We start from the raw sequence: 13,514 nt of genomic DNA, 5'->3' as shown, positions 1-13,514 counted from the left end.
TCTCCTGCACCGCCAGTTAAAGTCAGACTGTCCTGGTCAAATGTTCCTTGAGATGAAGAAAGAGTTGCAGTAAGATCAGGTAAATCGACAGCATCTCCAGCATTTGAAACAAATTCGACATCGATGTCAATTGGAGTGTTGATTCTTAAATCTGAAGCAGGAGTAGACATGCAAAGGTATAGGTATGAGTCTACATCTTTATCTGTGTATCCTAAGTCTTTTGGATTGGAATCCATTGTAGCTTCGTTGTTTCCCCACCAGTTATTATCAATGGTTGTTGAGCTTGCTGCTGATTTTACAGAGCCTTCACCATCCAGTAAAACGGAATTGGAGATTGTTAAACTACCACTGTACATGTTTATACTTCTACCATTTGTATTGGCTAGTACATTGCCATAGAATATGGATTTGTCAATTGTCACAGTAGCATATGCGCAAATTGTTCCTCCATATGACCATCCGCTATTTGTAAGGCCGTTTTCAGTGAAAGTTGTTCCACTGATTTCTAATTTGATATTGGTGTTTTCAGTGTTTATTGCACCGCCTGTATAGAGTGCGGTGTTGCCTTCGAAATAGGAATCTGTAATGGTTGTTGTACTTGATTTTAGGTTAATTGCACCACCGTAGGATGAGCTGGTACCTGCAGTGTTATCTATGAATTTACAGTTATTGACAGTTAATGTAGCGCCGTTAACATATAAAGCACCACCTTTTTTATCACTAGTGCTTGCCGCATTACCATTGACAAATGCCAAATTAGATAAGGCAACTGTGTAAGCACCGATATTGAATATTCTACAGTTATTATCCGCATCAATAACAGCATCATCGCCTAAACCGACAATATTAATGTTTTTATTAATGCTTATACCGTTGACGCCAACGCCATCCAATTCATAAGTGCCACTGATATATATTGTACCTCCGTCATCGATTTCGCTTAAAGCATGTTCAATTGTTTTAAATGCTGTGCTTGTACTTCTTCCATTATTATTATCATTACCGCTGGCATAATTAACATATGCTTCATTAAAAGTAGCACTGTTAACTGTTACAATAACCCAAGACTTAACCATTTCCGGATTACCCCCTTCCTCTACATACGACATTACATATTCAAATGAATCTTCAGGTTCAAAATTAATTTGATATGGAGACTTGCTTGCAACAAAATGTGAAGCAGGAAGGGTCAGAGTAAACCTATGATTGTTTAAAGCTGTATAAGTCTCTTTACCATCATATGTTACTTTTAACTCAAAGTCTGCACCTCCCGGATCTTGAGCATTATTACCTGCTACTAGCCCTCCGGAGATTGTTACACTTTCTCCTTCATTTATGGTTATATCTTGTTGATCAAATTTGATATATGCATTAGAAGTAGACTGAGAATAACCTAATTTTCCATTTTCACTAACAGACGCACTTAAATTTGAACGACTGTTATCTTTTTCGACATTCACACCGGACGTATCGTCAAGTCCAGTTTCTACATTTTCTATTGAAATAGATTCATCATCATTAAGAACCGTTAATTCGTTCGTATAATTATCCACATCTACTGCAAAAGTAGAAGAGATGGATAAAACCAGGACAAATAACAGTGTTAATAATAACAATGAAATTTTAACCTTATTTCGCAAATTATTCCTCCTATTTTTTAAATAAAACAAGTGAACATTAAAAAAATAATAAAAATCTATCCACTAGTAATAAATGCATAATACGAATATGCATATAATTATTATTATAAAAATAGAATATATAAAATTAACCATATTATTACTTTATTGTCCAAAATAAGGAAAAAATAATACTCAAAAATCAAAAAAAAAGAATAAAAGTAATACAAATTATAAAAAAAGTAAAAAAAAGTAATACAAAAGGAAAAAAAAGAAAAATTATGAAAGATATTTATCCTTCAACCATAATCAGTTTTCCCGTTGAAGGGTCCTTATAGACCTTACCCATTTCCATGTATCCCTGTCCGGAATCGTTGGAAGTGTCAGGGGTTTCATTGAGGACCTGTCCTTCACTGACTTCAGTCACATCGGGAGAGTTCTGTTCAATAGGTTTTTGCTGCTGGCTATCCTGAAAAACAACGCTTTGCATATTCCAGCTGATTACAACAAAAATCAGAAGTCCCACTGCAATTACCAACATTGCATCTACAAGGTTTGAAGTTCCTGCCATCGGATCTTCTTCGCCTTCAGCGAATCTTTTTCTGTTTTTTTCACGAACCATTGCCAAAAACTCCTATCTTTTCAATTTATCCAATACTGTATCTGCCAATGCATCCAAATCTGATAGATATTCCTCATACCATCTGCGCCTTATCTTGGATACGACATATGCAACAGCACCGGAACCGATACCTACAACAGTAGTATCGAAAGCAACGATAATCGCATTGGCCAATGTATTGACATCTCCTGCACCCAATGCTGCAAGACCCGGACCCATCGGAATCAAAGTACCCATCAGTCCCAAGGTCGGACCGATACGGGTTACGATATCAGTCTTTTCAATCTTTTTGGTGAACTTGTTTTCCTCAGCCTCAATGAGCTTTTTGGCCAGGGTATGTCTAGATTCATTTGACAATGAATCTGCACGCAGAATTTTAATCAAGATTACTTTTTGTGACTCATATATCCTAGAATTTTTGATGATGTTTAAAATTTCCTCATTTGATGACGCATTAGATATACTATAGATAATTTTTTCAAGCGAATCGACTGAAATCTTTCTTCGGGAGGTATATTCAGCAACAAGACCTCCCAGAGTAATTACTGCAAAGATTGCAAAAAGAACCAAAAATATTATAACCGGAATCTGCAGGCTCTGGGAAATCATATTCAGCCCAGAGGTTAATATTTCACTGCCTGGAATAGTTGTCACCATTAATAATCACCTGAAATTTGTATTTTTCTTTGAAATAATTCCACCAATAGCCATTATGGCCAAAATAACGATTATTGCAATACTTACATTATCAACAGATGCAATTGAAATGGCCTCCATTGGACTTTGAATCATTGCAGTTATGTTCGGAAGGAACAGTGCTGATAAAAGGAAATAGATTCCCAAAAAGAACATGAAGTTTCCCAAAACAATCGGATAAGGTTTGTTGATGAACCTGATAAGATAATTTGATGCAAAATAGGTTACGACAATTGTCAAAACCAATGCCAAAGCAACAATAAGGCTCAAATTCATAAGCCCCAAACCAATAGTTGGAGCCACCAGCAATATGCTTACAAGAATTGACCCGAAACAGCAAGGACAAGGTGCAACGATTGCCATGCATGTTGCAGCGGTAGTGTTTCTTTCAAATACCTTGTATTCCCTTATTGTGAAAATTCCTGCCAGAATCATGATTACAGCCATGATTAAAAAGAATTCAAAATTATAAGTATAAATTAAATCGGTAATTTGTGTTGTAAAAAATGAAGCAATTTCAGTCAAAATCAGAACTCCTGCTCCATATCCTATTGAAACCACAGCAAGATATCTTTTTGACATGTTGGCCAAACCGGTAGCTAACCCCAGTTTAATTCCGAAAATTAAAACAGCCGATAAAATTCCTAATTGCCATAATAAACTTATTGCATCCATTTAAACACCTTAAATAATTTTTTCATTGAATAATTTATCTAAATCATTAATCTTTTCTTCTTCATCCCTATTTCTGAAGTATCCTAATCCAATTACACCTATTAAACATAATATTCCAAGAACTGCTATTATAGACAAACCGACTTCACTTGCGGATTGTGAAGTGATTGGATTTATTTCTATTGATTTTTTAACATCTGCCCCCTGTGAAGATGAATCACCAGCTTCACTGACATCACTGATTTCACTAGCTTCACCAGTGTTTGAAGCTGCCTGACCTTGAGGATTGCCAGATTGACCATTGGTACCTACATTTGAAGCTGCCTGACCTTGTGAATTGCCTGAACTTTGTGAACTGGTACTGCTTTTTGAATTACTTTGAGTATTTGTAGTGGCATTTGAAGGTACTGTTGATGATGAATCTGAACCTTCTTGCGGATTCGGAGATGAAGGATCGACATTAGAAGTATCTTCAACATCTTGCGGTTGAGCATTTTGAGTATTATTTAAAAATACAGGATTTTTAGTAGCTTCGTATAATTTTGGCAACAGTTGTGCCAATATATCTGGATTTACATATTGAACAGCCCATTGCATCATTGCAATATTACCACAACTACAGTCACAACATGCTACGCCGCTTGTTACTGTAGCTTGAGCCCATGAGTTAGCAATATTTTTTATTGTTGCATCATTAGCCTTCCAGTAACCTTCTTTGATGCTGGTCAGCATTGTTCCGCCCATGGATATAAATGAATATGCATTATTTCCGCTTTTCAACCAATCTGTAACTCCCACATTGTATTTATCATTGAAATAAGTATCATAAACTCTGTTCCATAAGTCATCACTTACTGCTGAAGGTCTGGTAACTTGCCAACCGTATAAATTGGTTACAAATTTATTTGACATGTAACGGGCCCCACTATAACCTTCTTTCATCATTCCTTTAATCCATTCAGGATTATCGTATCTTGATGCAATCTCTTGATACATCACTTCTTCTAGAGATGCAATGTAGGGAGTGTTCTTATTAGCATACATCAGAACGTTGAAGTTAGGAGCTTTACCTGAGATTTGTTCAACAGTCATGGACAGCCCTCCCCAATAGTCAAAGAAGTCATCATTATCAAGAACACCATACTGATTAGTGTTACGACTGGCTACAATTGTATCTGAATTGGATAATGCTCTTAAAAATACTAGTGGATTTGTATCTCCCCAGTAGTTTTTAGAATACATGTTACCCATTCTTCCCAAATAGAAATCGGCCAATTCTTCAGTGGTATTCCAAGTCCATGACATTGAAACCAATTTAGATATGCCTGCACCGTAATCTCCATTTGGAGGTGCAAAAATTCTTGTAATAGCACATTCACCTGCATAAGTTGCGTTATAGCCAATGCTTAAATAATACAGGCAATCATTAAGCCAGTGTTTTGCCACATAGTTATCTTCTAAAGATTCCCTATAGGCACCACTAACACCATAATATCCTATTCCTTCCATAATATAATCAATAGCTTCTTTTACTTGAGGACCATATTCACTTTCCATTAAGGTCTTATTGGAGGTAATGGTCAGATAGGATCTTGCTAGTGCAACTCTAAATGCATTATCCATAAGAATAGATTGTGAAGAGTATAAATCCCTAAACAGACCACTTGTAATTACTGTTACGTCAATTCTCTTTTTAGCCCATCCTTCAGGACGGTCCAAATCAACCAATTTAACATATTCCGGCATGTTTTTAACTTTTTTACCAGTTGTGGATTCGTCATCATGGTCATGGTTCTGGTCAATACCTGCACTTGGGGAATCTGTCCAAACAGGTTTCATTCCAAGCAAATAAAGAACGCTTGCAACCAAAGCACCATCATCTCTTGCAGTTTCAACACACCAGATTCCCATGATAATCTTTTCAGTGGTGTCATTTAAACCTGACAAGGTTAAAAGTGCGAGTGTTTTAGCGTATTCATATGCTTCTTTGGTTGGAAGCTCACAGGATTGATCCTGGAACATGTTTCTACCAGTAGGCATGATATGAGGTTTTGCAATAATTTCTCCACCTTCACTAATTGGAATATATCTGCCATTTAAACCATCAAGCATCGCATCCAATTCACTTTGAATACTATCATTAATTAACTGAATATATTTTTTAGCCAAATCCAGACAGGCCAACAAGTTAGAATTATTGAAATCGTTATTTGAATCTGATAATACGTACTGTACAGTTTCAATATCCCAGTAAATTAAAGCTTTACAGATATCATAGGCTTTGTTTGATACAAATTCCCTTTGGAAAGAGGATAAACTTTCATATTTGGAAGAATAGTAATATTTGGAAATTTCATCAAATAGATTGGTTTCTCCCTTATTATTCGGCAAAGTAAAGTCAAATGACATCATTACACTAACAGTGCTTGCCAAATCTTGCTCGTTCCAATATTGTCCAATAGCATGAAGCCCTAAAGGATAAATTGTAGACTGGGTTGATATTAAGAAATTATTTACTTTTTCAACAAGCAAATCAGAAGTCAGATTTGAAACTTCTTCTTTTTTTAATCCAAGATTCATAGAATAATCATTGTCTATAATTAAATTACGTAATTGACCGCTTATTTCATTTTTTGAACTCTGATTCTTTGCATTTAAATACTGGTCAACCAACTTTGCTGCAACAGTCAAATTACCATATAAATGAGTATATGATAACGGAGAAGTTAAGTGAGAAATTAAAACTGCAAATCCTCTTCTTTTAGCTTGAATAGCTTCTCCTAAACCATCAGTAATATAGAAGTATAATTGAGGCACTTCGCCTACAACAACAGATCCGTAATCTGTGGATGATAAAAGAATTTCCTTTCCGGGCAGCCATTCGTGAGTTGCGTGTCTTCCTGTAAAGACCATTGCATTTGGATGATAGGTCTGCATATAATAATATGCGGCCAAATATTGATGAGTAGGCGCAACTGCAGTACAGTGATAAAGATTTTCAATATCGGATTCCCATCCTCTTTGCGGTTCTGGAGCTACAAAAATATTTCCAAATGTTAAACCAGGAATAACAAAGTAATCAGTTCCATTTCTATTAACAACCATGACATTACCTGGAGATTCGCCCCAACCAGTCAATCCATCAATATTCAATTGCTTAAATTCTTCATAATAGCTTAAGAATAAATTATAATATTCATAATCATGAGTAGCTGTATAATCTTTTAAAGCTCGAACAATGTTATCCAATACTTTTGTGGCTTCTGCAGACTTATTTTCAGGAAGTAAAGAAACAATCTGATTATACCAATCATCAATTGTATCGCCAATAGTTACTGTGTAGTTTAATTCAACAGACCTTTTAGCTAATTCTCCAATGTAAGGAATAGGTCCTTCTTTAACTTGGATTTTAACAATTTCAGGCAAGGTTTCAAACCAATCTGTATATTCGCTAACAGGCAATAAAACCACGTCTGACTGGTTTGCTAATTTTTCAAGTTCCCCAGGAGCCCAAGTAGCTACATTGATTCCGCATTTTAACATTAAATTTTCTAACTCGGATACGTTTGAAGGCAACTTGCCAACATTATATCCGGATGCTTTTAAAGAATAAAGCATGTTATAAATACTTGTTATGGTGTCCAAATAACTTGACCCGATATTCTGCTTTCCAGGCGGGTAATTATAATAAATCAAAGAAATGAGTTTTTCACTATTGGACATGTACTGCAAATCAACCCATGAATCAATCCTTTCACATAACAATTCAACATTTCCCTGATGAGGAATATAAGTTACAATTCTGGCGCCGGTAGTATTGGATATGTAACTTGAAGCACCGCCAATGAATGTCGCATCAATTATTCCTTGAGCTTCGGCAATAGCTACATGCCACCATTTATCACTTTTTTCTGTTGTTAAACCACTTGTTCCCAATTCCCATTGTTCATTAGAAACATAATCTGAATGGACAGCTCTAAATACGGGAACACCTATCTCTTCAAAAAATTTATTTGTTACTGTGAAGTTTTCTCCACCAACACCATATGCAACAACAGATATGATTGCATCAACGTAAATATCATAATTAGATGAATTGGCAATGAAACCGGATATGTCACTTCCTGCACTGGTAAAAGATTCGACCATTACCCTTAATTGTTCAGGAGTCGCTCCGGCAGCAAAAACTGGAATGACATTATATCCATTTGATTCAAAATATTCCATTATTGCATTGCACGGATGTAATTGTTGGGATGAAATATACATAGTACTTTCCAAAATACCGATTGTACGATTATTTTCAGGCTTGAAAAAAGTATTCATATACTCATCTAAAGAATACCATTTATCCCTATATATTCCATATAGTTTAGAATCTCTAAAGGCAGGTTCCTTGTATGGAATATCCATACCAAAATAATTTAATACATATAAAATCTGATTTTTTAAATTATCCTTATCATGAATGTCTTTATAAAGAACCATCTGATTAAACATCTCATTGAAATCTGAACCATAATTTTTTATTGCCTGTTCTACATCAGTATAGGTAGTTCCTCTTTTTGTACTTTGGAAATAGGCTATTAACTCTTCATTAGAAAATGAATTAAAAATTTTATTATAATTTAATGTGGACTGTTTAATTAATTCGATAGAAGAAGATTCAGAATTCAAATTACCAACAGGAGGTTCCAAAATAAAGAACATTTTTTTATTGGATAAAGTAGAATCTTTACTTAAAACACTGGTTAAAACTGCATCAACATCGGCACTAATCCATTCTCCAACAAATGCATCGCAATCATATAACAGCCGGGCGAATTCAGTTTCATCCATTTCTTTAACCTGATAACCGCTTCTTACAACTAAATTTACATTTTTTAAATCATATTCATCATACAATTCTTTACATGCAGCATCTAAAATATTAGTTCCAGGATTATCACTGACAAGAAAGATAGTTAAATTATCGGATGATGAAAGTTTTTCATTATTTAAATTAGCATTATCACTGCATAGGTTATTATTATCATCAGAAATTCCATTTAACTGATAATCATCATTTGTTTGAACCTCAATAACATTAGCGGAATTAGAATTTAATTCTAAATTTGTTTCATTATCATTTTGAGCAAAAACCATTTGCGACGAAACAAATATTAGTCCGATAATGATGAAAATCAAAACAATTTTTTTATTAATTTTGAACATTCTACCACATCAAATAAATATTAATAAAAAATTTATTGATAATTATTAATAAATATATGTAAAGTATTAAAAAACCCCATAAGGGAGTAATAATTAATTATCATGACAACTTCAACAATTTCCCTCTTTTGATAACAATAATGACAAATTTAAAAAAAAAATTGAAAAATAGAGACATAAATCCCTATTTTTTAACAGTTATTTTAACTTTTTTCACTGATTTATTAAAGTATTTTGTAGCTTTGAAAGTAATTGTAGCATCAAATTTACCTTTTTTAGTTAATTTAGTTATTTTAAATGTAGCTTTACCTTTAGAAGTAGTAGTCGCTTTGTATGTCTTACCGTTGACCTTTAGGGTGAGTGTTACTTTTTTCATCACTGCACCTTTATTGTTCTTTAAGGTAACAGTGTATTTTTTAGTTTTAACACTTAATTTGTAGGTTTTCTTTGAAGCAGATAATTTAACACTAGCTTTTTTAACTACAACTTTACTGCTGGCAGATGATTTAGCATGAGTGATATTACCATCGAAAGAAACAGTAGCAGTATAAGTTTTAGGAACTAACTTTGACGGGACATTCAAAATAACTTGACCATTTTTATCAGTAATAACCTCTTTTTTAACACCATTTAAGTCAACAGTAACCTTAGCATTGGCAATTGCATTTCCATCAGTATCGTTTAAGGTGGCAACTGTCTTTTTATTATTTGTATTGTAGACTACTGTTATTTCATTAGGAGTAATTTGAGTAGGTATTTTCTCAACTACAAGATTTATAGTCATAGATGATTCCTTATGAGTTTGATTGGCTTTAAATGAAATAACAATTCCATAGGTATCTGGAATCAAACCGGCTGAAATAGGCAAAGTAATTTTACCACCATTATCTGTAGTTAAAACAGTTGAATCACCATTGAAAACAACATTTAGCTCCGCATTAGGAATAACATTACCATTAGCATCACTTAAACTAACAATTAAAGAAGCATTCGTATTATAAGGGATTGTCAAATCAGATGCATTAATTTGAGTAGGGACCTTTTCAACAATTACTTTAATATCTTTAGATGATTTTATGTAATTATCATCACCCAAATATGAAATACTTACATCATATGAATTCGGAAGTAATGTGGAAGGAATAGCTAAACTAACTTGACCATCTTTATCTGTAGTTAAAACAGTTGAATTACCATTGAAAACAACATTTAGCTCTGCATTAGGAATAACATTACCATTTCCATTATCTAAACCGATAACTAACGAACTATCACTATCATAAAATACTGTTAAATCAGATGCGACAACCTGACTTTGAGATTTTTGAGTAGTTACAATTATCTGCTGTAAGGCCAGTATTGTATCATTTTTAGCTACAAATGAAACTTCATTAGTATTTTTTATAGTGTTGGAAATATCTAAAGTGTATAACTCTGTACTAAATTCATTGCCTTTCCAAACATTTTCATAGAGTTTACCATTGAAAACAATATCTCCATCCCTATCTTGAGCATTAGCTGCAAAGACATGTAATTTAGCAACATCCTTGATAAAATCAACGTTTATTGTTGAATCAATGTGAACTAATCTATTAGAATCACTTGAAAGTAAATCTGCGCCGTTAGAAATATAAATATTTTTAATTAGTGTGCTGCCTGTAGTATTGTACATGTAAATTAATGTAGATGGATAAACCTTTGGAGTAGGTTGAGCCTTATTTAATTCAAATGTGTTTTCACCATTTTTCAAAAGACCTGTTACATCATAAACCACTAAACCATGACCATATTTGCCGTATTTGTCCAAATTATTCTGATCCCTATACAACTGAAGAGCTGCAACATTATTGCCATTGAATTTAACATTGAACATGTCATTTTCCTGTATAAGGTTTATATTAGCTGAACTGTAAGGAACATAAACTAAAGCTTTGACAACACTGGATTTACTATCTAAGTTAACATTCCAAACATCATTACGTTTAATATCAAAATCGCCAAGATAAGATGAATCATCCTTAACATCAACAACAATATCCCCATTTACTGTTATATTTAAAAATGAGTCAATGCCACCGACAGGATAAGCCAAATCTTTACCTAAATACCCGTTATACAAAATAGGAAGAACAACAGAAGATGAATTTATTAAATTACCATTAGATGACACCTCAACAGTGTAATTGACTTTTTTATTTTCAGCTCCATTAACCGTGAACTCATCAACTGGCCTAATAGTAGGATCAACAAATGTAAAATTATTTAATCCATAAACTAAATCAATTTCACATTCATCTACAACTTTTCCATCAGCCAACAATCTGGCAATTACCTTATTATTCTTAACAGCATCGAGATTTACGGTTATGTAGTTGTTTGTACCTGCATAGCAAGTATTTGGATATTCACTTTCTAAAGAAATTCCTAACTCCTCTAAATTTTTTTCAAGAACCATAATTTGCTGCAATGCTATTATTCTATATCCTGTTGATACGAATGAAACAGAATTGCTATCCTTTAGACTATCAGTAACGTCTAAAGAGTATACTTCATAAGAAGAACTTGTTGCATTCCAAATATTTTTGTATTTTTCACCATTGAATATTAAATCTCCCTCATCAGACTGTGGACCCGCTGCAAAAACATAAAGAGTTGCATTTGAAGTTAATTTTGAATTAACATTGATTGATGTATCTGTATGCACTGTTCTTTCTGCAACATTACTTGAAATGGCTTCCAGTAAATCTGCACCATTATAGATATAAATTTCTTTAATGGAACTGCTTCCAGTAGTATTATACATATAAATCAGTGCACTTGGATAAACTGCAGGGGTATCAAACTCCTTATTTAGTTTCAAGTAATTTTTTCCATTTCTAATTAAATCAGTCACATCATAAACTAATACACCATAACCTGAATAATAGCTTCTGCCTAAATTACTTTGATCTCTATAAAATGCAATCGGAATAACATTTACATCATTGAATGCAACTTTAAACATATTCTCATCTTCAGGATAAGATTTGGAATTGAATTCATAGTAAGGTATGTAAATAAATGATTTTACAATATTTGAATTTGCATCCAAATTAACATCCCAAACTTCAGTCCTGTTAAGAACATTTGCACTTATATAATTTGAATAATTTTGAGGAGCAATAACAATATCTCCATTAACAGTAATATTTAAGAAAGAATTAATTCCCTCTGTAGGATAAGCCAAATCCTTACCTAAATTACCATTATACAAAATAGGAATACTGATTGAAGAAGAATTAAGAATATTACCTTTTGATAAAACTTGAACAGTATAATTAACTTTTTTATTTTCAGCACCGTTTACAGTTGATTCATCAACTTGTCTGATAGTCGGGTCAGTTAACAATAAAGTATTGATTCCTTCATTTAAATTCTTTTCAGTTTTATTAACAATTTTACCATCGGCCAAAAGTCTAATAACATAATTTCCTTCTTTAGCAGTAATTTTAATGGTTAAAGTATTGTTTGTACCTGCATAAGCAGAAGGAATTTCATTAAATTCAGGTGTTAATGAAATCTGAACAGTATCATCATATTTTGGAATATCCTGAATTAACAAGATAGATATTAAATTCTTAAAAGAAGGACCATAAGCTCCTCCAATTGCTTTATAACCTAATTCCAAAGTGCCCGGTTCAACATAATTACTTACATCCCATTTATGATATTGATAATATGCACCGTTTATATACTCATCAGCATCATTTTCAGAAAAGAAGGGCATGCCATTGATTAAATAAAATGCGTCAGTACTCGAAGCGGCTACATTAATTAGAGTAGACTGCTTTTCACTAAAATCAAGATCTCCTATATTTTCAAATTTATGGGATATGCCATTTTGAACATCATTTGTCCATGCTTGACCTGCATTTAACCAATAATAAATTTCATCACTATCACCATCATCCCAAGCAACAAATAATGATATCAATTTAATTCTACCATCAAAACTTTTCCCGGCCATAGGATAAGAAAGAACATCGACAGATACTGAAGTTCCATTCAATCCCTGAAGTAAATCTGTTACATTATAAAAAATCATGTAATCAGAATACACTTTGGTAATATGGTCATTAATAATATAAACAGTAGGGTCATCCTGTTGATTGCCGGTGAATGTTAAGTTCTCACAACCTAATGTTACTGTTGAATCAGTAGTTAAAGTAACGTTAGAATGCAATCCATAAACATCAGAATTTCCACTTCCGGAATAAATATTGACATAAATATAAGCAGATTTAATATTAGTTGCAGAAGAAGGAATTTTATAAGTTATTTTTCCTTTATTACCATTAACCGCATCAGAAGGTGCCCATGGATGAATATTTGTAAAATCTACACCTCCAGAGACAACACCTGTTTCAATATTTGGCATTGGATCTTTACTCATATCAGACATTAACTCTTCATTTGTACTTGACAATACATCTTGTAATTCTTGATCAAAAGTATCTGAATCTATACTCCCTCCGTCAAGATTAAAATCACTTGTTGCAGTATCATTGGCCATGGATTCCATGACATTTTCAGCCGAAATTGATTCAATGCTTAAAAAAATCAATGAAATCAATAATAAAACCAAAACAATTTTTTTATATTTCATTTAATCACCAATTATTTCCCTAAATTAAAAAAGAAGTAAATTT

Annotated in this window: 5 protein-coding genes and 1 pseudogene; all 6 read right to left on the bottom strand. The window is 33.1% G+C overall.

The annotated features are described in order from the left end of the window. Positions 1-1,640: pseudogene (locus tag ACJMLH_RS01805) on the bottom strand (hypothetical protein); the annotation flags it as partial. A gap of 271 nt (positions 1,641-1,911) precedes the next feature. Next, positions 1,912-2,241: a DUF2149 domain-containing protein gene (locus ACJMLH_RS01800; protein WP_405274223.1), complete on the bottom strand. Its 330-nt coding sequence runs from the start codon at positions 2,239-2,241 to the stop codon at positions 1,912-1,914. Between the two features lie 12 nt (positions 2,242-2,253). Then, a complete protein-coding gene (locus ACJMLH_RS01795) occupies positions 2,254-2,895 on the bottom strand; it encodes a MotA/TolQ/ExbB proton channel family protein (RefSeq protein ID WP_405274225.1) in 642 nt (213 codons plus the stop codon). A 9-nt stretch (positions 2,896-2,904) separates the two neighbouring features. Further along, positions 2,905-3,612: a DUF2162 domain-containing protein gene (locus ACJMLH_RS01790; protein ID WP_405274222.1), complete on the bottom strand. Its 708-nt coding sequence runs from the start codon at positions 3,610-3,612 to the stop codon at positions 2,905-2,907. 9 nt (positions 3,613-3,621) lie between these two features. After that, the gene (locus tag ACJMLH_RS01785) at positions 3,622-8,826 is read right to left on the bottom strand and encodes a cobaltochelatase subunit CobN (protein ID WP_405274221.1); all 5,205 of its coding nucleotides are present in this window, start codon (positions 8,824-8,826) and stop codon (positions 3,622-3,624) included. A 184-nt stretch (positions 8,827-9,010) separates the two neighbouring features. Continuing rightward, on the bottom strand, positions 9,011-13,471 hold the full coding sequence (locus tag ACJMLH_RS01780; protein WP_405274220.1) for a DUF3344 domain-containing protein: 4,461 nt from the start codon (positions 13,469-13,471) through the stop codon (positions 9,011-9,013). Positions 13,472-13,514 lie beyond the last annotated feature (43 nt).

It is taken from the genome of Methanobrevibacter sp., from assembly GCF_045116495.1.
In the GTDB taxonomy this organism is placed as follows: domain Archaea; phylum Methanobacteriota; class Methanobacteria; order Methanobacteriales; family Methanobacteriaceae; genus Methanocatella.
The sequence above is the reverse complement of the archived record's forward strand: the minus strand, read 5'-3'. Positions and strand labels throughout refer to the sequence as shown.